This is a genomic window from Algibacter mikhailovii (assembly GCF_014651495.1).
In the GTDB taxonomy this organism is placed as follows: Bacteria; Bacteroidota; Bacteroidia; order Flavobacteriales; family Flavobacteriaceae; genus Algibacter_E; species Algibacter_E mikhailovii.
This window is the reverse complement of the sequence record NZ_BMWZ01000011.1, coordinates 59,210-82,265: the sequence shown is the minus strand read 5'-3', so window position 1 is coordinate 82,265 and position 23,056 is coordinate 59,210. Positions and strand designations below refer to the sequence as shown.

At 33.4% G+C, this 23,056-nt stretch carries 20 protein-coding genes; 14 read left to right on the top strand and 6 right to left on the bottom strand.

Features of this window, described 5'->3' with window-relative positions:
* Nucleotides 1-248 precede the first annotated feature (248 nt).
* From hchA to IE051_RS17470, 3 genes are all read right to left on the bottom strand, one after another.
* Nucleotides 249-1,103 carry a glyoxalase III HchA gene (hchA, locus tag IE051_RS17480; protein ID WP_189362712.1) on the bottom strand — a complete coding sequence of 285 codons (855 nt, stop codon included), beginning with the start codon at nucleotides 1,101-1,103 and terminating at the stop codon, nucleotides 249-251.
* A 74-nt stretch (nucleotides 1,104-1,177) separates the two neighbouring features.
* Nucleotides 1,178-1,771, bottom strand: coding sequence for a Crp/Fnr family transcriptional regulator (locus IE051_RS17475; protein WP_189362711.1), 594 nt, complete (start codon nucleotides 1,769-1,771; stop codon nucleotides 1,178-1,180).
* Nucleotides 1,772-1,913: 142 nt separating this feature from the next.
* Entirely contained in the window at nucleotides 1,914-2,570 is a 657-nt protein-coding gene (locus IE051_RS17470; RefSeq protein WP_189362710.1) for an NADase-type glycan-binding domain-containing protein, read from the bottom strand.
* A 302-nt stretch (nucleotides 2,571-2,872) separates the two neighbouring features.
* On the opposite strand from IE051_RS17470, the gene IE051_RS17465 reads away from it, so the two are divergent.
* The 3 genes from IE051_RS17465 to IE051_RS17455 all read left to right on the top strand — a co-directional run bounded on the left by IE051_RS17465 (nucleotide 2,873) and on the right by IE051_RS17455 (nucleotide 9,433).
* A complete protein-coding gene (locus tag IE051_RS17465) occupies nucleotides 2,873-4,300 on the top strand; it encodes an MFS transporter (protein WP_189362709.1) in 1,428 nt (475 codons plus the stop codon).
* Between the two features lie 175 nt (nucleotides 4,301-4,475).
* A complete protein-coding gene (locus IE051_RS17460) occupies nucleotides 4,476-7,997 on the top strand; it encodes a nitrate reductase (protein ID WP_189362708.1) in 3,522 nt (1,173 codons plus the stop codon).
* Nucleotides 7,997-9,433 (top strand): rubredoxin domain-containing protein, encoded by a 1,437-nt coding sequence (locus IE051_RS17455; protein WP_189362707.1) that lies wholly within the window; start codon nucleotides 7,997-7,999, stop codon nucleotides 9,431-9,433. Before IE051_RS17460 ends, IE051_RS17455 begins: the two co-directional genes overlap by 1 nt.
* 82 nt (nucleotides 9,434-9,515) lie before the next feature.
* Here IE051_RS17455 and IE051_RS17450 read toward each other — a convergent pair whose 3' ends face one another.
* The 3 genes from IE051_RS17450 to IE051_RS17440 form a co-directional block, all read right to left on the bottom strand.
* Nucleotides 9,516-10,049 carry a type 2 periplasmic-binding domain-containing protein gene (locus IE051_RS17450; protein ID WP_189362706.1) on the bottom strand — a complete coding sequence of 178 codons (534 nt, stop codon included), beginning with the start codon at nucleotides 10,047-10,049 and terminating at the stop codon, nucleotides 9,516-9,518.
* Nucleotides 10,050-10,070: 21 nt separating this feature from the next.
* Nucleotides 10,071-10,808 (bottom strand): methyltransferase family protein, encoded by a 738-nt coding sequence (locus tag IE051_RS17445; RefSeq protein ID WP_189362705.1) that lies wholly within the window; start codon nucleotides 10,806-10,808, stop codon nucleotides 10,071-10,073.
* 108 nt (nucleotides 10,809-10,916) lie between these two features.
* Nucleotides 10,917-11,780, bottom strand: coding sequence for a helix-turn-helix domain-containing protein (locus tag IE051_RS17440; protein WP_189362704.1), 864 nt, complete (start codon nucleotides 11,778-11,780; stop codon nucleotides 10,917-10,919).
* Between the two features lie 144 nt (nucleotides 11,781-11,924).
* Here IE051_RS17440 and IE051_RS17435 point away from each other — a divergent pair, with 144 nt between their 5' ends.
* The 11 genes from IE051_RS17435 to IE051_RS17385 all read left to right on the top strand — a co-directional run bounded on the left by IE051_RS17435 (nucleotide 11,925) and on the right by IE051_RS17385 (nucleotide 23,056).
* Entirely contained in the window at nucleotides 11,925-12,335 is a 411-nt protein-coding gene (locus IE051_RS17435; protein ID WP_189362703.1) for a response regulator, read from the top strand.
* Complete coding sequence (locus IE051_RS17430; RefSeq protein ID WP_189362702.1) at nucleotides 12,335-12,874, top strand: heme NO-binding domain-containing protein; 540 nt, start codon at nucleotides 12,335-12,337, stop codon at nucleotides 12,872-12,874. The genes IE051_RS17435 and IE051_RS17430 overlap by 1 nt, the downstream gene beginning before the upstream one ends.
* The gene (locus IE051_RS17425) at nucleotides 12,874-14,463 is read left to right on the top strand and encodes a sensor histidine kinase (protein WP_189362701.1); all 1,590 of its coding nucleotides are present in this window, start codon (nucleotides 12,874-12,876) and stop codon (nucleotides 14,461-14,463) included. Before IE051_RS17430 ends, IE051_RS17425 begins: the two co-directional genes overlap by 1 nt.
* 3 nt (nucleotides 14,464-14,466) lie before the next feature.
* Nucleotides 14,467-15,600 (top strand): FIST signal transduction protein, encoded by a 1,134-nt coding sequence (locus IE051_RS17420; protein WP_189362700.1) that lies wholly within the window; start codon nucleotides 14,467-14,469, stop codon nucleotides 15,598-15,600.
* Nucleotides 15,600-16,649 (top strand): sensor histidine kinase, encoded by a 1,050-nt coding sequence (locus IE051_RS17415; RefSeq protein ID WP_189362699.1) that lies wholly within the window; start codon nucleotides 15,600-15,602, stop codon nucleotides 16,647-16,649. Before IE051_RS17420 ends, IE051_RS17415 begins: the two co-directional genes overlap by 1 nt.
* A 4-nt stretch (nucleotides 16,650-16,653) precedes the next feature.
* Entirely contained in the window at nucleotides 16,654-16,971 is a 318-nt protein-coding gene (locus IE051_RS17410; protein ID WP_189362698.1) for an Hpt domain-containing protein, read from the top strand.
* Between the two features lie 9 nt (nucleotides 16,972-16,980).
* On the top strand, nucleotides 16,981-17,697 hold the full coding sequence (locus IE051_RS17405) for a LytR/AlgR family response regulator transcription factor (protein WP_189362697.1): 717 nt from the start codon (nucleotides 16,981-16,983) through the stop codon (nucleotides 17,695-17,697).
* Between the two features lie 362 nt (nucleotides 17,698-18,059).
* Entirely contained in the window at nucleotides 18,060-18,446 is a 387-nt protein-coding gene (locus IE051_RS17400) for a response regulator (RefSeq protein WP_189362696.1), read from the top strand.
* Between the two features lie 38 nt (nucleotides 18,447-18,484).
* Nucleotides 18,485-19,672: a sugar transferase gene (locus tag IE051_RS17395; RefSeq protein ID WP_189362695.1), complete on the top strand. Its 1,188-nt coding sequence runs from the start codon at nucleotides 18,485-18,487 to the stop codon at nucleotides 19,670-19,672.
* Nucleotides 19,673-19,680: 8 nt separating this feature from the next.
* Nucleotides 19,681-20,421 (top strand): TolC family protein, encoded by a 741-nt coding sequence (locus IE051_RS17390; protein WP_189362694.1) that lies wholly within the window; start codon nucleotides 19,681-19,683, stop codon nucleotides 20,419-20,421.
* A gap of 265 nt (nucleotides 20,422-20,686) precedes the next feature.
* Complete coding sequence (locus IE051_RS17385) at nucleotides 20,687-23,056, top strand: hypothetical protein (RefSeq protein WP_189362693.1); 2,370 nt, start codon at nucleotides 20,687-20,689, stop codon at nucleotides 23,054-23,056.

Here is a 23,056-nt window from a genome sequence, read left to right as displayed (position 1 = left end):
TTCGTCTAAAATTTTCAGTTTAAAGGGTTCTGAATACCGTCTGATTACTTTGTCATTTTTGTACATAATGTTTAAAATTATGTAGCCTTTATTCAGGACGGGTCACAATTGTCGCTAACGGTAAGTATAAAGGCAGTTGCGGATTAAGTGTGCTTTCTTTTGGATAGCAATATACTCAATTTAAAACAATAGCGGTTTGAGTATATACCCAAACCGCTATTGTTTTTATATATTGTTGTAAGTAGTTTTTACTTCAATTCTTTCAATAATGTTTTTGCTGCAAGTTTTCCAAGTTCGTTTGATGCTAATGGACTAGATCCTGTAATTAATCTTCTATCAATACATACCGTTTTATCCATTTTTGTATTCATCAGTTTAACACCTAGCCTTTTTAGTTTTTCACTTAATCCATACGGCATTTTTCCAGGTAAATACCCAAACATTGGTGTTTTATTGTCTACTGAATCAGGAAACACAGCCATATTGTAACCTTCGTAAAGAAATTTCTGATTGTTTAAAGTGGTTGCTAAAAATGCACCTGGTCCATGACATAGGCTAATGGTAAACAAATTATTTTCATGAGACCATCTAAGTATTTTTCCAACATTTTCATCCTCAGGAATGCCTATCATTGCACCATGTCCACCCGGTATAAAAACAGCCGCATATGAATCTGAATGGCTGAAGGAAGAGTTAATAAAATCTGAAAGTTTAAGCGGTTTATCAAGGTTAGACTTGAGTTCGTTGTAGAGTGTCTTAACGTGCTCATCTTTCTCTGGGAAAGCCCACATTTCGAATACCACAGGCTTTCCTGTTGGAGTAGCAATTTCAAATTTGAACCCAGCGTTTTTCAAATGAAGCATGGGCACCAAAGCTTCTACTGGGTGATTTCCTGTGGAGAAGAATTTACCGTTTTTCATTTTTAAATTCTTTTCTTCAGTGAAAATGACCAGAATTTTTGATTTTTCTCCATGGTATTTTTGATAGGAAATATTTTCAAAATCTGTTTTGTTAGATACTCCCATCTTTAAAGCCATTTTAGATGGACTATATGATCCGTCTGATTCCAATTTTGGAGCAAAACCCAATATTTTTTTCAACATAACTTTTGTGTTTTTATTTTAAAATTAAAAGTAGTAAAGTGTTTTCGGATAAAAATAACCCTATGGTAAGAATGCTATTTATTCGCTTTCCTCACTCTTATACGACTTAAGCTTTGTTGGGTAATGCCTAAATAAGAAGCGATGTGATAATTTGGAGTGAATTGCTCAATATCGGGATATTGTTTCAGAAACAACTCATATCTCTCTGAGGCACTTAGTTGTAATTGATTTAAAATTCTTTTATGCAAACTAACCACATGACGCTCTAAATTTTTTCTTTGAAATGCTTCAAATTCAGGAAAAATTAAATATATCCCATCTAATTCTTTAGCATTAAACTTAATGATATTTGAATCAGTTATACACTCAACAGTTAATGTTGCAAGTTCATTATTATAGATGCCAATAAAATCACTAATCCACCAATTTTTGACAGCAAACTGTAATGTGTGTTCTTTACCATTTTTATCAATAGAATAGGCCCTTAAGCAGCCATCTTTAACAAAATATGTATTGCGCACGGTTTGACCTTGACGAATCAATACATCTCCTTTATAAACCTTCTTTTCTTTTGCAATAGACACAACATATTCTTCTGCTTTTGGACTCAGGAATATACTGCTTTTTATTTTATTGATTAAGTCTTCCAATTTTTGTCTTGATAGCAAGGGTTTAGGCAATTATTGCGTTGTGGAAAATGTCGCCAGACTTTTCCGCTATGGAATCATGCCGGATTAAAAGTACAAAGTTTAAATTTAGGACAACACCAGAATGAATTAAAGCCATTGTTGTGGTGTCGTTTTTATTTTTTTAATGCACTCCAATTCCGTCAAACATTAGCAGACTAATTGCAGTGTCTTTATATTTTTTTCCTTCGTAAACTTGAGTTATCTCAAATTTTAGTTTCGTTTCTTTATTTACAGGGAATTTTATTTCTCTAATGTCAATTGTTTGAATTTCAAATGAGTCCAAAAGGTTTAAAATTGCATAAACTTTTTCGTTTAAATAAACTTTCAGCTGCTTAATTCTAGAATTATTTTCCCAAGTCAGTTTATTTTTCTTGTATCCATTTGCAAGTATAATTCGGTTAATTCCCAAACCTCCAATATATCCTTCCATTTCGCTAAAGTCGAAATAGAATACTATAAACTCTCCAATTCCAAAATCAGTTTTTCCCTCAACCCAAGCTGTGTTTTTGTCAAAATCGTGAGCGTTTTTGGGTAAGTAATTGATTCCGGTATTTTCTTTTAATTCTGACGAAGCTTTAATCGATTTAACTGAACCACCACAATACCAACTACAACCTTTCAAAAATATAATTTCTCCGATTGGTTTGTCAGGTGCTTCATAATCTTCATAGTCAAAAAAGTCTGAATCTTTCTCTTGAACAGCTTGAATTATTTTCAATTCTTGAGAAAACAGAAGAGAACTAAAGGTTAAGAAGAATATCGTTAATTTAATTTTCATATCGTTTTTCGTAAATGCATCACAATAATTGGATAAACACAATTGTGCTTATCTGACTTATATTTATTCCAGGTAAGTATAGTTAAATGCTTAACCACTTGATACTGAATGCGTACTTCAGTTTTTGTGTCAATCCATTAATAAATCGCAATAGAAGGGCGTATTTAACAGCCTCCTTTTACCATATCCTCAAAATCTGTGTTAACAAATTATCAACTTCATAATTTTTGAGTAATACTTAATTTTTGACACATATAATTAAGTATAAATACGTAGTTTTGTACGTATAAAAGTACTTAATTATGAATGCTACAACGAAAACTAAATCAACCACATTAAATTTATTGAATTTTAAAAATGTTTCTATACGTACATTTTGGATTACTGCTATTTCCTTTTTCATGTGTTTTTTCGCATGGTTTGGGATTGTACCTTTTATGCCAGATGTAGTTAGAGATTTGGGTTTAACACCTGATCAAAAATGGAACTCTATTATTTTAGCCGTTTCAGGAACCGTATTTGCACGTTTACTCATTGGTAAATTGTGTGATAAATATGGTCCAAGGTTATGTTACACCTGGTTATTAATGTTAGGGGCTATTCCTGTTATATTATGTGGATTGGTACAAACACCAACACAATTTTTAACCTGTAGATTGTTTATTGGTTTTATTGGAGCATCATTTGTTATTACTCAGGTACATACGTCTTTAATGTTCGCACCAAACATTGTAGGTACCGCGAATGCAACCTCTGCAGGTTGGGGAAATCTTGGTGGTGGAGCTAATCGCTTAGGTATGCCTATTATTGCTGCGGCTGTAATAGGATTTGGAGTTGCCGAAGGTGAGGCTTGGAGATATTCTATGGTTATAGCTGGGGTAGTTTGTTTCTTAATGGGTATTGTGTATTATTTCTTTACGCAAGATACACCTCAAGGAAATTTTAAAGATTTAAAAGCTTTTGGAATTACCATAGAGAAAAAGAAGGATCAAGTAGGTTTTGGAACCGTATTAAAAGATTATAGAACTTGGATTTTATTTGTAGTGTATGCTGCATGTTTTGGTATTGAATTGACGGTTTATGGAACCATGGATGATTATCTCCAAAACACTTTTCAACTAGAAAGAGCTACTGCCGGAAATATTGTCTTGTCCTTTGCGTTAATGAATATTTTCGCCAGAACTTTAGGTGGTTTCTTTGGAGACAAATTTGGTAAACTTAAAGGGCTTAGAGGCCGCGTATTATTTTTAGCTGGTATTTTAACTGTGCAAGGGGCTATGCTAATGACTTTTTCTACTACTACTAGTATCTATGTAGGAATCTGTTTTTTAATATTATTTAGTCTTTCGGTACAGATGGCAGAAGGGGCTACATTTTCTGTAGTACCATTCATTAATAAAAAAGCCATTGGATCAGTTTCAGGAATTGTTGGAGCAGGCGGTAATGTTGGTGCATTTTTAGCGGCCATGTTATTAAAGTCGCAATCAGCCGTTGCAGAACAAGCTGCTATTTTAGCAAACGAAGGATTAGGTCAAGAAACAATAAAAGCTGCCCAATCGGCAGCTTCAGCTACCGCAGTATCTAGTGGTTATTTCATAATTGGAGCCATAGTGGTTGTAACTGCGGTAGTTTCTTTAAGCATTCGTTTTTCAAGTGAGGATGAAGCGATTGCGAAAACAGATACTAATGTAAATCCAGAAGATTTAGTCCCAATTAAGGTAAAAAGCTAATGGTGTTGGGTCTAGCTTTAGCGATGACAAGTAAGAAGTAAAATTGATTATTTGACTAGTGCATTTTTGTCAATTTATAAATATAAAGACCCTTTTTTATAGTATTCAGAATAATGATGCGAATGCTATAAACTGATTAAAAAAAGTCTTAGTTTAGTATAAAAAGTTTGTCTGAATGATTAAAAGTGAAGTAAAAACAACGTGTTCATATTGTGGTGTAGGCTGCGGTATTATTGTTAAAAAGGACAATAACAACAAAGTTTTTGTTGAAGGTGATAAAGATCATCCAGTGAACAAAGGCATGTTATGCTCGAAGGGTATGAATTTGCATTATGTAGCTAATGATACCTCAGATAGAATTTTATATCCAGAGATGCGTTGGAGTAGATCACATCCTAGGGAGCGCGTTAGTTGGGATGATGCTTTAGACAGAGCGGCTAGTGTTTTTAAATCTATTATAAAAAAACATGGCCCCGATAGTGTCGCTTTTTATGTGTCTGGACAAAGTTTAACCGAAGAATATTACATTGCCAATAAGCTTACTAAAGGTTTTATAGGAACTAATAATATTGACACAAACTCACGCCTATGTATGAGTTCTGCAGTGGTAGGCTATAAGAAAACATTTGGGGAAGATAGTGTCCCTATTTCTTATGCTGATATTGAATTAGCCGATACCTTTTTAATTACTGGTGCTAATCCCGCTTGGTGTCACCCCATATTATTCAGACGTTTAGAAAAACATAAAGAAGATAACCCAAATGTAAAAATAATTGTCATTGATCCTAGAAAGACGGATACGGCAAACTTTGCAGATTTACATTTACAGTTACTACCTGGGACAGATGTTGTTTTATATAATGCCATTGGAAGGTGTTTATATAAAAGTGGCTTAATTGATGAAGATTTTATTGCTAATAACACCGATGGTTTTAAAGCCTATAAAGATTTAATATTAGGAACATCTTTAAGAAAAGCTTCAAAAATTTGTGGTGTTTCTGAAGATGATATCAAAAAGGCAGCCAAATATATAGGTCTATCTAAAGGTTTTATAAGTATGTGGGCTATGGGACTTAATCAAAGTGTTGTAGGTACAGATAAAAATGTTTCTCTATTAAACTTGTCATTAATCACAGGGCAAGTAGGGAAGCCTGGAGCAGGTCCTTTTTCTTTAACTGGCCAACCCAATGCCATGGGAGGACGTGAAGTTGGTGGTATGGCTAATTTATTGGCGGTTCATAAAGATTTAATGAATGAGGAGCATCGTCGTGAGGTGGCCCAATTTTGGGGTGTTGATAAAATCAATCCTAAACCCGGATTAACAGCTACCGAAATGTTTGATGCCTTAGAAAGCGGAAAGCTAAAAGCCGTTTGGATTGCCTGTACAAACCCATTGGTGAGTTTGCCAAACTTGAATAAGATTGAGAAAGCGATGAAGAGTTCAAAATTCGTTGTTGTTCAAGATATCTCTCATAAGTCGGATACTGTAGGCTTTGCCGATTTAGTATTGCCTGCAGCCGGATGGCTTGAAAAAGAAGGTACGATGACAAATTCTGAAAGAAGAATTTCATACTTACCTAAAGAGATAGAGGCTCCTGGAGAAGCAAGACCAGATGTTGAAATTTTCTGTGACTTTGCACAACGCATGGGCTTTAGAGGTTTTAATTTTAACAATGCCAGTGAAATTTATGATGAATATGCTTCTATGACAAAAGGCACAAATATTGACGTGTCCTTTCTGAATTATGATCGATTAAAAACAGAGGGAACATTTCAGTGGCCGGTACCAGAGCATAGACATCAAGGAACACCAAGATTGTTTGCTGATAAAAAGTTTTATACACCTTCGCAAAGAGCACAGTTTAACATACCAAGTACTATAGAAAATACATCAGTATTGCCTAGCGATGATTTTCCGTTAATCTTAACAACAGGGCGGGTTAGAGATCAATGGCATACCATGACTAAAACGGGTAAGGTATCTCGATTAAAAACACATTATCCAACCCCAGTTTTAGAAATTAACCCTGTAGATGCCTACTTATATAAAATTAAGGATGGTGATATTACTGAAATAAAAGGTGAGAATGGTGAAGTAAGAGTGCGCGCTAAAGTCACCGATACTATAAAGAAAGGCGTGGTCTTTTTACCTATGCATTGGGGTAAACAACTACAAAGTAATTTAAATAGAGCCAACAATTTAACCAATACGCACGTTGACCCTACATCTAAAGAGCCCGATTTTAAGTTTACGCGTGTAGCAGTATCAAAATATAAAAAACCAGCAGAAAAGATTGTTATTGCTGGAGCGGGAGCGGCAGCATTTCGATTTGTGCAAAACTATAGAGAAAATAATGAGGTTGACGAAATTCATGTTTTTTCTAAGGAACCAAATTTGTTTTATAATAGGGTTCTATTACCTGAATATGTCACAGAAGAATTGTCTTGGGAGCAATTGCTTAAGATAAAGGAAAGGGAATTAAATAAGTTAAACATTCATTTACATCCTGAAACCTATATTGCTAGTATCGATAAAAAGAATAAGGTTGTTATTGATAATAACCATGAAGAGCATGGCTATGATAAACTCATATTGGCTACCGGTAGTCGTGCCTTTATTCCTAAAGATGTTCAGATTGACTTACCTGGTCGTTTTACTATGCGAAACAAATTAGATGCAGATAAATTTAAATCGTATTTAGAGGCTACAGGTTTACTTCCTGAAGAGCAGCATGTGGTCATTGTTGGAGGTGGGTTATTAGGTTTAGAGCTGGCCGCAGCCATGAAGCATAAAAATGCTAAAATCACAATTGTTCAAAGAGCATCACGATTAATGGAGCGCCAGTTGGACAAGATTTCAAGTAAATTATTAGCTTTAGATGTCCAAGAACGTGGTATTCAAATTTATTTTGATAATGAAGTGAGTACGGTATTTGATGATGAGGATACCAATGAATTAAATATTACACTAAAAAGTGGAAAATTAATCACTGCAAATGCCATAGTTTATGCCATTGGAACCATTCCAAATGTAGATATAGCTAGAGAAAATGGTATAATTTGTAGTAGAGGGGTTAAGGTAAATCAACATTTACAATCCTCTGATCCAGACATTTTTGCTATAGGAGAAATCGCTGAGTTTAATAACCAGTTGTTTGGAATAACTTCAGCAGCTGAGGAACAGGCCAATATTTTGGCCAATTTTATAGCTGGCGATATCAGTTGTGCCTACAACGGATCTGTTTTAATGAATATTCTTAAATTCAATGACTTAAATCTTTGTAGTATTGGAGAAATCAATGTTCCTGACAATGATGATAGTTATGAGGAAATAGTATTTACAGATATTAAAAAGCGATACTACAAGAAGTGTATTGTAAAGGATGACCTTTTGATAGGAGCCGTTTTAATGGGTGATAAGAATGAATTTGCCGAGTTTAAAACAATGATAGAGAACAAAACGGAAATGGCCGATAAGCGTGACAAATTGCTTCGTGGGTCTTCAAATGATGTTCCTGTTTTGGGTAAACTGGTATGTTCTTGTAGTCAAGTTGGCGCCGGTAACATTCAAGAAGCTATAGCAAAAGGCTGTGATGATTTTACAGAACTTTGTAATAAAACAGGTGCAGGTTTAGGTTGTGGAAGTTGTAAAACAGAAGTTAGAGAGCTACTTCAAAATTCAAAAGTATTAGTATAATGGAAGAACCATACAGATTAAGAATCAACGGCGGTGTATTATCTCCTGGAGAATTACAATATATTTGTGAGGCAGCAGAAGCTTTAGGTTTGGATGCTATTTCTTTTGGTTCGCGTCAGGATATTATTTTCCCTGAGCAAATAGATGCATCTAAGTTTAGTCAGTTTGATAAAATTAAGTTTGTAAAACCAAAAAGAGACGGGGTAGAAAACATAGCATCTTCTTATGTGTCCTCTGAAATTTTACCTAGTACACCATGGCTTACAAGTGATAAGTACTTATATGTTTTAGAACAATTTAAGCACAATCCTAGGTTGCGTATCAATGTTATTGACCCAAAGCAGCGCTTGGTGCCCTTATATACAGGAAATGTGAATTTTATTGCTTCAGAACATGAAGATTACTGGTACTTGTATGTGAGACTCTCTGGTTGGGAAAAGACTAAAATGTATCCTGCCCTTATTTATAGCTGGGATATGGATAAAATTGAATTGGCGATAGAGAATATTTTAATAGAAGAACCTGAATCTATTGAAATGGTTTTTGATCTAGTAAGCGATGCTGTTGATACTAATAACAGAACAGTAGATAAACCATTGGAAGTGCCGTTTTATCCTTTTCCATATTATGAAGGCATGAATAGAATTGGTTCTGATAGATATTGGTTGGGTTTATATTGGAGGAACAACCGTTATGATATTCCATTTTTAAAGGCCATGTGTGAGCTATGTTCAGATAACAAAATTGGTAAGATATCAATCACACCATGGAAATCTTTTATAGTTAAGGGAATTCCGTTGAAGTCCAAATTACAATGGGAGAAATTTTTAGGTAAGTTTGGTATTAATGTACGCCACTCTATGTTGGAGATGAATTGGCATTTACCAGTAAACGACAAAGAAGCCCTAAACCTTAAGAAATATTTAGTTACAAACTTTGATCAAAATGACATCAGTACGTATGGTTTAACGTTTGGGATCACAAGTTATGCTAGTGATACGTATAATTTTACTTCTATAGTTATTGAGAAGAATAAGCAACCAGAATTAAAGGGCGGATTTACCGTACGTGATACCTACAATTTATTATACGCTAAGAACTTTGACCCTAACTCTAGGGAGTATATTATGCATGTACAAGATGTTGATAAGGTTGAACTACCAGGCTTATTAATGGAATTAAGTCAGTTGTATTTTGAGCAGTTGGGTGCCGAAAGAGAAGAAGAAAGTTCTAATAAGGTGCTTAAAGAATCCTATGAAGAAGAGGTGTACCAATGTTCTGATTGCCTAACCGTATATAATGAAGTCTACGGTGATGTTACTCAGGATATAAAACCTAATACACCGTTTGAGGCCTTGCCAGAAACTTATGAGTGTTCCCTATGCGAAGCACCAAAATCTAGCTTTGAGAAGAAGGTTTTAATTAAAACCTCTTAAAAGCTTAATAATAAAATTAATGGAAAAAGGAGTGTTTATCGTAAACACTCCTTTTTTAGTTTCTAAACCGTCTGTTTTAAGGTCATACCGTTAACCTTAATTTTTTCTTATGCGCTTTCCTTTTTATGGTAATGATATATGTTTTGTTAAGACCGCTTATAGTATTATAACTTACTTTGAGTGTACTTTTTTCAAGAGCCCATTCGGGATATGATTTTGCAATATGAAGGCGCAGTTTATAAGGCACTCTAACATTCTGATACACTTCTTTAGAAGAAAGTATGGTGCCTTGATTATTAAAAGTTACAAGAGCCTTGGCTTGCTGTTGTTTTAGTTTTATTTGATATGAAGCAGCTTCAGAATTATCGTAGATTCTGCTCTCTTTTATATTGTAACTAAGAATTTCTTTTTCAAGTTTATGTACAACCGCTAGTGTATTCGTATTATAAACAGTTTTGAAATAATGAAATGAGGGCATTGATGATGCCTCTTTTTTAAGGGTAGAAGGTTTAAAATGATACAAAGTATTTTCATTCAATAAAGCGAGATCGTTGTGTTGTGCATTTGATATGTTGAGCAGGCATACACATGCTAGAGTAAAAAACGAAGTTTTCATGATTAATGGTTTTAAATGGAATTAATTTTTTCCTTTTAGAAAAGGGATAAGCATGGAGGTTTTAGCTTGGTAGTCCTCATAGGTGTTGCCAAATTCCTTTTTTAAATCGCGTTCTTCAAATAGGGTTCCAATAATGAAATAAGCTGTTAGGCTTAAAGCGAATATGAGATGCGTGGTTGTCATTGTTGACGTTGCCCAAAGCCCTACAATCCCCCCAAAGTAAAGTGGGTGTCTCACGTGTTTGTAAAACGATATTACTTTAAAGTCTAATTTGGTGTATGGTTTGTTTTGAAGTTCTAAGAACGTTTGTCTTAACCCGAATAGATCAAAGTGATTAATTAAGAATGTACTTATAAAAAGAATGGTCCATCCGGTAAAGAATATGACGTAGGTAATATAGTAAAGCATACTACCTTCTGGAATGGACCAAATCGTACCTCCCATAGGTTCCCATTGAAAAACAAGCAGTATGAGCAAGAGCCCAGAAACCAATACAAAAGTGCTTCGTTCAATAGGTTTTGGGAAATATTTGGCAAAGGTCTTTTTAAAGGATTGACGCGCCATAATACTATGTTGTAGGCCAAATAGTAATACAAGACCAAGGTTTTTTAGTAAGGCAATAAGGAAAGGTTTTGTTGGTGTTTGATCAATGGATATTTCTGGAATTAAATGGCTAACAGAAAGAATCCATAAGAGTAAAGAGGCAAACCCAATAAGGTAAGCAACTATAGAGTAAGAGAACATTAATACTTTTTTCATGACATATGGTTTTTAGTTATATGCCAAAAGTATTTCTAACCCGCCGATCTAGGTTTTCTTAAAAGTTCAAAAAGTTTGTTTAAAAGTTCAGAGGAAAAATTAAAGAAATTAAATAAGTTCTTTTCTGTATTGATTGGGCGGCATCCCAAATTTCTGCTTAAAGCTGCTATTAAAATGTGAGGTGTTCTTAAAACCACTTTCATAACAAATTTCACTAACATTTAATTCAGGGTTTTCTAACAAGGTTTTAGAGTAAACCAGTCGCTGGTTTGTTAACCATTTTCCAGGAGTTGCTTTAAACTGTTCCTTAAATTCTCTTTTAAAAGTAGACAAACTCCTACCGCATAAGCGCGCGTATTCATCAAGTTGTAAATCATAATGAAAGTTTTTCATCATGACATCTTCAATATTCGTTTTTTCGTGTTTTTTGAGTGCATTAAAAAACGACGTCAATTGATGATTATTAGGGTTAAGTGTAATATTGAAAAGTAACTCGTTAAATTTTATTTCTACCAATTCTTTTGGGATTTTATCTCCCATATTGAAGTAGTTAAATACCGAAAGAAAGAGTGAATTTAAAGAATCAGTAACATCAATAGGAAAAATTTGAACGGCTTTATAATCAATATTGTTTTGGTTTATAAGTGCTTCATTTTTTCTTACAAAATTCCTAATAAAGTCTTCTGTTATAAAAAAGAGTATCGTACAGTAATCATCTTCAAAATACTGTTTTGTGTTGTAAATACCTTTTCGAATAAAAAGGGCTTCACCAGAGTTTAAAGGGTATGTTTTATTTACAGAAGTCCAATCTTTTCTACCGCTTATCACATAAGTCATAAATGGCGTGTCTGTCCAAAGTTTGAATTTTTCCACATCAATAGGACATTTATATTCAACAAACATATAGTCATTACCAATTAGTCTGTTATACTGCGGACTGTTCTTGAAAAATTTAAATACATCGAGGGTCATATTAACAAATTTAATAAATGTATTTTAAAACCACTCGTCGACACTAAAAGGTTATTCAACTACATTTAAATGCAGCTCTATCGAAAGCGGACTGTTTTTTATCATGAGTAGTTTTACTTTTATTAGGATAAACTATACAGTTATATGAATGTGTTAAATATTTTACTGATTGAAGATGACATGATTGAAGTTATGAAATTGAATCGAACCATTTCAACTTTAAAATTGGGTCATAAAATTATTGAAGCAAATAACGGCGTAGAAGCTTTAGAAATTTTAAAAAGAAAAGACGATTTACCTGATATTATTTTATTAGATTTAAATATGCCGAAAATCAATGGTATTGAATTCTTGGAAATTCTAAAAAATGATGCCGTTTTAAAATTTATACCTACAATAATCTTAACAACCTCTAGTAATCAAAAAGATTTATTAGCGTGTTATAATCTAGGTATTGCCGGTTATATTTTAAAACCTTTAAAATATGAAGATTATATGTCTAAAATAGAAAAACTTTTAGCGTATTGGAGTATTAACGAATTAAAGAAAGTATAATGAAAGGAATAGTATTTACGGAGTTTTTGGATTTGGTTGAGGATAAATTTGGACTTGAAATGTTGGATAACATTATTAATGCGTCAGATTTAGAATCACAGGGTGTTTATACCTCTGTAGGCACCTATAAATTTTCAGAGATGCTGCAGTTGTTGCAGCATTTAAGCGCTAATACAGGTATTTCTATTGATGACTTATTGCTTGTTTATGCTGAGCATTTTTTTGGTGTTTTGGAAGACAGTTATCCAGGACTGTTAAAAACCTACAAAGATCCTATAGAGATGTTATCTTCTATTGAAAATCATATTCATGTTGAGGTTCGGAAAATATACCCAGATGCTGAATTGCCAACGTTTGAAGTATTAGAAAAAACCGATAATAGGTTGATTATGATATATAAATCGAGTAGGGCTATGCATCATTTTGGTTTGGGTTTAATGAATAAAACGTTTGAGCATTTTAATTCTACGGCGTCTATTGTACTCGAAAAAATAAAGGAAGACGGAACGGAAGTAAAGTTTATCATTAATAAAAATTAATGAGTCAAAAGGAGCTAGACATATTAAGGCGCGCACTGGCTCGTGAAAAAGCAGCTCGAAAACAGGCTGAAAAAATTCTTGAGGATAAGGCCGCAGAGCTTTATGAAGCCAAACAAAAACTTGAAAAATCTTATATTGAATTAGAGGATTTGCTTTCTCGAAAGGACTCTCAATTACAAGGGGTTTTTGAGAATATTGTTGATGCCTATGTAATCATGGATTTGTTTGGGAATATTCTAAAAATGAATAATGCCTCAGTAAAATTATTGGGCTTTAGCGATGCCAAGGAAAGTTTTAATTTGCTTGAAATGGTGCATCCTAAAGAAGCAGATCGAGTAACAGAATCCTTTAAATTATTGTTGGAACAAGGCGCAATCACCGACTTTGAATTATACATTATTACAAGGAGAAATGAAGAGAAATTAGTCCATATAAATGCCAGTATAATCTATGATAAAGGAATAGCAGTAGCCGCTCAAGGCATTGTGAGAGATATTACTCTAGATAACATATATCAAAAACGCTTAGAGGCGGAAAGGGCGAAATATAGCCAGATTATAGCCAATATGAACTTAGGTTTAATGGAAGTTGATAATAAGGATAGCATATTAATGGTAAATCAAAGCTTTAGTGAAATGTCTGGTTTTAGTGAAGAGGAACTCATTGGTAAAAGAGCGAAGAGAATTTTACCAATAGAAGGTCAGGGCGATACCATAAGGTTTGAGCATTTAAGACGCCGAAATGGAGAATCTAGTTCTTATGAATTAAAGATAAAAAACAAATTAGGCCAATTGAAACATTGGCTCATTAGTGCTGCTCCAAATTATAATCTGGAGGGGGAAGTTGTGGGATCTATAGGGATTCATTTGGATATCACAGATTTAAAGAATTTAGAAATTCAAAAAGGTAATTTGTTATCGAAACTGGCAAAAAGTAATGATGAACTTCAGGAATATGCACATATTGTTTCCCATGATTTAAAGTCGCCTTTACGTAGTATTAATGCCTTAGTGAATTGGATTCAAGAGGATAATAAAGGAAAGTTCGATGAAGCTAGTATGCAGAATTTTTCCCTTATAGAAATGACTCTTGAAAAAATGGATCAGCTTATATCAGATGTGCTAAATTACTCCAGTATTGGGTTCTCAGATAAGGAAAAGCACCCTGTTGATTTAAACCATTTAGTACATGATTTAATAGGTATACTTTATATACCTGACCATGTTACAGTAGAGGTTGAAAATACCTTACCCGAAGTGAATGGCGATAAGACTAAGTTGCACCAATTATTTCAAAACCTAATTAGTAATGCTATAAAGTTTATTGATAAGGAAAAAGGTTATGTGAAAATTTCTGCTGAAGAATTACCTACACATTATAAAGTGTCTATTCGTGATAATGGCATGGGCATAGACAAGAAATTTCATGATAAAATATTTAAAATATTTCATTCACTGAATAAAAGTAAAGAATCTACAGGCATTGGACTTTCTATAGTTAAAAAGATTATTGATTTACATGACGGTGAAATTTGGTTGGAAAGTGAGCCTGAAATGGGAACGACATTCTTTTTTACTTTAAAAAAATAGGTTATGAAATCGGTTCAACTAAAACGAAATAAAACACATGTCTGGGAATATTTAACAGACAATATTCCCCTTGTAGCCCCTTTAGTCTTAGTCTTAGGAAATAGATATTTGTTAGAAAATGCTGCCATTTATAAAGATGTTAGAGAATTGTTTCCTGATGGACATATTGTTTTTGGTTCAACCAGCGGAGATATTACGTTTAATAGGGTTGATGATGATAGCATTACCATTACAGCCATTGAGTTTGAAAGGAGTAAATTTTTAATAAAAACAAGTAATATTTTAAGTTCTGATTTAGATAGTTTTAAAACAGGGGAAGCCTTAGTAAACCAATTTCCTCAAAACGGATTGAAGTATATTTTTGTTTTATCAGAGGGCAGTTTTGTTAATGGAAGTCAATTAACAAAAGGGATGAATTCTTCAACAGTAAATAATACACTTATAACTGGTGGACTATGTGCTGATGCTGCGCGCTTCGAAAAGACATTGGCTTCATACAATGAAAACCCTAAGTCAGGAGAAATCATAGCTATTGGTTTTTATGGAGAATCATTAGAGGTTTCCTTTTCCATTCATGGCGGATGGACCCCTTTTGGGCCAGAGCGAATTGTTACAAAGTCTAGGTCTAATGTCCTTTATGAATTAGATAATCATCCCGCATTAGACTTATATAAAAAATATTTGGGAGACAAGTCAGATGCCTTGCCTGCTGCCGCTTTGTTATATCCACTTTCCGTAACATCTACCAAAGAAAAGCAATCTTTTGTTAGAACCATTTTAAATATTAATGAGGCTGATAATGCCATGATTCTTGCTGGTGATATTCCAGAAAACTCTAAGGCACAGCTCATGATGACTAATGTAGATAATATTGCAAATGCCTCTGAACGCGCTGCAAAACAAGCTCTAGAGTTGAGAAAAAATAAACCTCAATTGGCACTATTGGTGAGTTGTATTGGTAGAAAACTGGTTTTAGATCAACGGGTAGAAGAAGAAATAGAAGAAGTAGCTGCCGTTGTGGGTAATAACACCACAATTTGTGGCTTTTATTCATACGGAGAAATTGCACCTTTTCATGGAGAAACGAATTGCCAATTACATAATCAAACGATGACAATAACGCTAATTAGCGAATAATGAACTCACTTCTTAAACGGCAAATACGCAAATATTTATCTGAAGAGCAAGTGTCTTCAGAAGGCTTAGCACAGTTTTTAGATGCTGTAAATAGGTCATACACCAATTTTGATGAACAATACGTCATGCAGCAGCGCGCCATGGCCATAAGTTCTGAAGAGTTGTTTGATGCCAACGAAAAATTAAAAAAAGAGGCAGAAGATCAACAAGTGGTTATTGATAAACTAAAACGTGTTATTGAAACGTTGAAGTTTTATCAACTTCCGGAAGACCAGAAATTAGAAAATGTTGAATTAGATGGTTTGAAACTGGTTGAATTTATTGATAATCAAACTAAGGAGATTGTTGAAATAAATAAACAAAGAGAAAAACTTTTAAGTGAATTAGCTCTTCAAAATCAAGAATTGAGTGATTATGCTCATATGGTTTCTCATGATTTGAAATCGCCATTACGCAGTATTGACGCCTTAACAAGTTGGTTGAAAGAAGACTATGCGGGTAAACTTGATGATAAAGGCAATGATAACATAAATCTTATTAGGGACCATGTTGCCAAAATGGATACCTTAATTAATGGCATACTAGAATATTCCACAATTAGTAAGACAGAAACAGAAACCTATGATGTAGATATTGATAAGTTACTAGATAATAGCATTGGGATGATGCATCTTCCACCTCATATATCAATCGTCAAATTATCTAAGTTACCTACAATTAAAGGTAATAAATATAGGTTACAACAGCTTTTTCAAAACTTATTTGACAATGCCATAAAATATAACAACAAGGCAGAAGGGCTTATTGAAATTTCAGCGGAAGCGGATAACGATTTCTGGTTATTTAAACTTAAGGATAATGGAAAAGGCATTGAAAAAACGTATTATGAAAAGATATTTAAAACCTTTCAAAAACTTGAAAACACCCCTGACTCTTTGGGCATAGGCTTATCTATTGTTAAAAAAATTGTAGAGTTATACGGCGGGAAAATTTGGGTAGAATCTAAATTGAATGTAGGATCAATCTTTTATTTCACTTTAAGAAAATAAATATATGGAGCAACCTAATTTCTCATACATTGACCAACTATCACGTGGTGATGACGTGTTTAAGCAAAAGCTTTTAGATATAATAAAAATAGAATTTCCAGAAGAGAAAGCCATCTATTTGAAAAACATAGAATCCAGAAAATTCAAAGAAGCAGCAGAAAATGTTCATAAACTTAAACATAAAATCAGTATTTTAGGACTTGAAAAAAGTTATGTAGTTGCTACTAATTTTGAAAATAATCTCATTGAAAGTAGTGACTTAGGTCGGGAGGAATTTGAAGATGTATTAGAGGTCATGACCAACTTTTTATCTAAACTTTAATGGTAATTTATGGATTGTATAATCATTGATGACGAGGCTACAGCAAGAGCAATTATAGAACAATTATGTCTAGAAGTCCCAGATGTAAATGTTATAAAAACGTTCCCTAATGCTATTCAGGCTATAAAATATTTAAATCAAAATGAGGTTGATCTTATTTTTCTAGATATTCATATGCCGGATTTTACGGGGTTTGATTTTATTCAAACTTTAAAAAAACCACCAAAAATAGTTTTAACAACAAGTGATACCCAATTTGCCATAGAGGCTTTTGAATATGATTGTATTGTGGATTATTTAGTAAAACCAATAACATTGTCACGGTTTGAAAAGTCTGTGCAAAAAGCACTGAGTCTATCGACAATGCCAGCGCAGAGTGAACCGTCTACTACTGAAAGCCTTGATGATAACTCTGGCAATGATTTATATGTTAATATAGACAGACGCCTTATTAAAATAGATATACCAAGTATTTATTTAGTTGAAGCTAAAGGCGACTATATCTATGTTAAAACGGAAAACAAAAATTATACAGTACATTCCACTTTAAAAAAGATAGAAGATAAATTACCAAATGATTTATTCCTTAAAGTACATCGGTCATTTATAATTAACATTAATAAAATTGTGGATATTGAGGATAACAGTGTTTTAATTAAAAAGGATGTTATCCCTGTAAGTCGTTCCAATAGACCTGAACTAATGAAAAGACTTAACCTTCTTTAATCCATAGTACCAATATTAAGTACATCTAAATAAGTGCGTGCCATTGCTCCATTGTAGATGCATTATTTGCACTTGCCTCAGAGTATGCTGGGTACTTTGCACATTACTTTGATGATTATCATGCGTTCATGATATACTCTATACGACTATGTTGTAAAAAATACTTGGTCAAAATACACCTTCCATTCAACTACACTAAACTTCTGTCCATCGAAATATCTCGTAAAAAGGGACATCATGCATGTATGTTTGTAGTATAAAAAAAGACCTTAACTGGTTCTTAAAAATTTAGTTAATAGTAGAACTTGAACAAATCAGGTCTTTGTTAAATAATAATATAACAGCCTTTATAAATATATGTCATGAAGAAAAAAATATTGATTGTCGATGATGAATTTAGTATTCAAATGTTGTTGCAACATTTTTTGTCATCCCAATATGAAGTAGAAACCAAAAGCTCTGGAAGGGAAGCCTTAGAATGGTTAAATGAAAATCTACCCGATTTAATTATTAGTGATATTCAAATGCATGAAATGAATGGATTTGAATTCTTAAAAGCAGTAAGACTAAGAGGGTATACAAAACACACCCCTATAATCATGTTATCAGGTAAGGTTGAAAGCAAAGAACGGATAAAATGTTATCAACTTGGTGCTCAAGATTATTTAACAAAACCTTTTAATCCTGTGGAACTTGAAGAGGTAGTGAAGAAGAATTTATTTCCTATTTATTATGCCAGTAATTGGTAAACAGGACAATCTTTAATGAAAAACTAAAAAAAAGCGCCATGACCATACTATTTGTGGGAGATACTCCAAGAACATATATTACTTATGCCCAAGACAATGACCAAAATGTTATTACGGCAAAAAACGGACTAGAAGCATTGAGTATATTTCAGGTTAGAAATGATATTGAGGTGATTATTAGCAATTATAATTTACCAGGACATGATGGTTTGTTTTTGTTTGAAAAACTAAGAGAAAATGAAGCGTTAAAAGAGGTGCCATTTATATTATTAACACGAGAATTCAATACGCAGGTTTTTAAGAAATCATTTGAAAGCGGGGTTAATGATTATTTTGTAACCACCTCTACAAAAGCCCAGCAAATTATAGAAAAAGCAAATGCTTTAAGGGACTCCCAGGAAAATAATAAAGTACTGAATACGACAGAACAAGAAAGTGTAATTTATAAATTTCCGATATCAAAAAGAGTCTTTGATATTGTTTTTGCTTCTTCGTTATTGCTCGTACTATCTCCATTTTTACTCCTAATAATTTTGGCTATAAGGCTTGAGTCTCCCGGGAAAGCGTATTATGTAGCCAAACGTGTTGGTAGAAAAACATTCGATTTTTATAAGTTAAGATCTATGAAATCTGGCTCAGACAAGTTGTTAAATCAGTTGGCCTTGCAAAAAAATCAATATCAAAAAGAGCAAACTGAAACGACAATAAATTTTGAACGTCCATGTCCTAAATGTAGCGAATTGCCAGAAGATCAAACGTGTTCACCAAATCTTCATATTGAGACATTCACTATTTGTGATTATTGGTATAACTATCAAAAGAAGGAGATTCAAAATAAGAACTCAGCATTTATTAAGATTATTGATGATCCAAGGATTACGCGAATAGGTAAATTTATTAGAAATACAAGTATTGATGAATTGCCACAGCTGCTAAATGTTATCAAAGGGGATATGTCAATAGTGGGTAACAGACCACTTCCAGTATATGAGGCCGAGTGTCTTACTCAAGACAAATTATCAAAACGCTTTTTAGCACCAGCCGGAATTACCGGTTTATGGCAAGTTGAATTACGAGGAAAAGGCGGTGATATGTCTGAAGAAGAGCGTATTCAATTAGATAGTAGTTATGCCGATTATTTTGCAAATAACACCTACTCCTTATGGGTAGATATTCGCATCATTTTAAAAACAATTCCTGCCTTATTTCAAAAAAGTACCGTTTAATATTAGCCATGCAAACACTAAAAAAAATAAGTTTACTAATCGTTTTGTTTACCCATCTTTTAGGGGTAAATAAATCAGCAGGTCAAGATAAGTCCATGATGCCGCATAAAGAAGAATCATTTGCTCTATTGATCCCTAAACTAGGCATTTTAATTGATTCTGCGCTTGTTCACAATGGTTTAGTAAATTATAGGAAATTAGAAATTGATGCTAAAGAGTCCAATCTTAAATCGAAGCGTAAATATTGGACCAGAAATTTTGGTGTACAGGCCGATTCCAGGTATGGAACATTTGATAATTATTCCTCTATTTCTGGAGATAATGCCACCATTAATTTGGCAAGTAATACCCAGCAACTCAATTATAATGTTGGGTTATATTTAAAAATTCCTGTCTTTGATGTTATAAATCGTAAATCGCAAATTAAACAAGCTGAGGCCGAACTTGCACAAGCGAAAAGTTTAGTGAAATCTCAAGAAGATGAATTGCGAGAAATGGTAATTCGTTACTATGAAGATTTATTGTTACAACAAAACCTATTAGAAATAAGAGCTACAAACCTTGGGAATGCCAAAGTGAATATGGAAATGGTTGAAAAGGAATTTAAAAATGGTTTAGTTGAAATTACTGAGTATGTTAGAATATCTGATATGACTTCAAGAATTTCGGCAGACTTTCAAAAGGTTAAGTCAGACTTTATAATTTCCAAAAAGCTACTTGAAAACTTGGTAGGCTTTGAAATACAATAAAAACAATTGCTGCTTTTTAGAAAGATACCTTAGCAAATATATACCCCTCTTTTTATTATAACTCTTCCAAGTGCGTTGCATTAATTATAGAATATGTAGTTCCATTCAATAATTATTTCCATTCAACTACACTTAACTTCTATCCATCGAAATATACTGTATTTACCCTCCTTAAGCCTTTAATTTTGACATAGAGGTAAATATAAATAGGAGTCTTATACATCCCAATGAAATTTGCTCTTAGTTCATCAAATAGACGAAAAACATGAAACTTACAGAATTCATTAAACTACTATTAAAACACAAAGTAATACTAATGGTGTTACCTTTAATTATGGGGGTTTTAGCAATACTATTAACTATAAACCCAAATCATAAGTATTATTCTCAAACCATGCTTTTTACGGGCTTAGCTTCTGGTTCATCTATAGATATGGATAAATCATTTAATTATTTTGCCACTAATATTGCATTCGATAACTTAATTAACATCATAAATTCTAGAGAGACACAAGAAGAGGTTGCTGTTAGATTATTAAGCCAGCATTTGTTGTTGAACGCACCTAATGAGCGGTTTATTTCAAAAAATAACTATGAGAATCTGAAAGAAGACGTTCCTCAAGAACTTTATAAGTACATCGTAAAATCTAACGATTATCATGCATCTTCTAATCTAAGAAAGGATAGTCTATCCATAACATTGCCAAGTACAATTTATGTTGAGGATTATGAGCAAACCGTAGTGAAGCTGCTGGAATTAATGAGAAGTGACAACAATAACTTTGTGTATTCCCTATTAAATTTTGAACACCCCATTTACTCACTTGAAGCCATGGCAAAAGTAAAAGCCATACGGGTATCTAATAGTGACTTAGTAAAGATGAGTTTTGAAGCTGAAGACCCAGGTATATGCCAGCAAACATTGGCTATTTTTAATGAGGTTTGTATCCGAAAGTACAAAGACCTTAAAGAAAATGGTTCCGATGCGGTGGTACAATATTTTGAAGCCCAACTTGCGCAATCGCATAAAAAATTAAGAACTATAGAAGATCGACTGCTAAAATTTAATCAGGAAAATAGCATCATTAATTATTATGAGCAAAGTAAGGCTGTTGCCATTGTGAAAGAGGATATGGAAGTGGAGTATAATAGAAAAACTGCCGAATTAGCAGGTTCACAAGCCTCTACGATGAAATTGGAGCAAAAATTGGAAATTCAAGAAGCAGTTCAACAAAGAAGTAATCAAATAATAGAAAACAAAAAACGCTTAGGTGATTTAAATTATAAAATTGTCATGATGGAGGCTATGACATCAGACTCGGAAGCGCACGCTTTGAAGTTAGAAGACTTAAAAAATCAAGCCTCAAATTTAAATTTAAAAATAGAATCAAGTGTCAGTGAGTTGTATTCTTTTCAAAATACGGTGGAAGGAGTACCCATAACTAAGGTTCTGCCGCAATGGGTGGATAAAGTTGTTGAAACTGAAGATCTTAGAGCCAAGCTCGTGGTTATGGACAAACGCAATGAAGCATTTGAGAAAAAATATGCCAATTATGCCCCAGCAGGTGCAAACCTTAAACGTATAGAACGTGAGATTGAGGTCGCTGAGCAAGAATACCTTGAGATTTTGCATGGTCTTAATCTAGCGAAATTGAAATTTCAGGATACCCAATTGAGCAGCAATCTCAAAGCTGTTGATGCCCCGTATTATCCCCTAAAGCCTATACCGTCAAAACGCAAGCTTATTATCCTTGCTGCAATCATTATGGCCTTTATTATTATTCTTGGGAGTATTTTAATCATGGAGTTTTTTGATAATACATTAAAGAATGCCAAGGTGGCTTCAAAAAAGTTAAATATTCCATATTTGGGGATCATGCCTAAGCTTTTTGTTACCCAGCGGCCATTAGATTTTGAGAAAATTCAGGACCGTTTGTTGGAATATATTTTGAAAAACATAAATCACTTTTTTAAAACGGAACCTACCACCAATAAAGTGAAAACCATAGTTGTACTTAGTACAAGAGAAAATGAAGGCAAAACGGTTATGGCGGGCAATATTGCTAGAAAACTTAAGAGGATGGGCAAGTCCGTAACCTTGTTAAATCATGCATTAAACGATAAAAGAATTTCTGTATCCAAAAAATATACATTCATCAATAAGTTTCTAGGATATCAAAATCCGCAATGTGATTTTAGTCAGCCATTTTTATCTAAGGTCACAGATTATTTAAATGCTAATGAATACATAAAATATGAATTAGATTCGTCTTTTATCAACGCTAAAAATTTCAAGCAGCTCACAGTTCATACTGAAGGGACAAGTATTCAAAGTGAGTATGTAATTATAGAACTACCAAATATCTCAGATCATAATTACCCTGTTGACCTTATTGAATCTGCTGATTTGACCATCTTAGTCTGCCGGTCTAACCGCCTATGGTCAGAGGCCGATGATAATCTACTTAACAATATCAAAGAATTAGCCCCCTCAAAACTACAGTTTATTATCAATGGCACAGAATTGAATGAGGTAGAGTCTATTCTAGGAGAATTGCCTAAAGTTAGATCCAACACAAGACGCCAATTAAAACGCATATTTCAATTTCAATTTTATTCTAACAGCCATATTTAA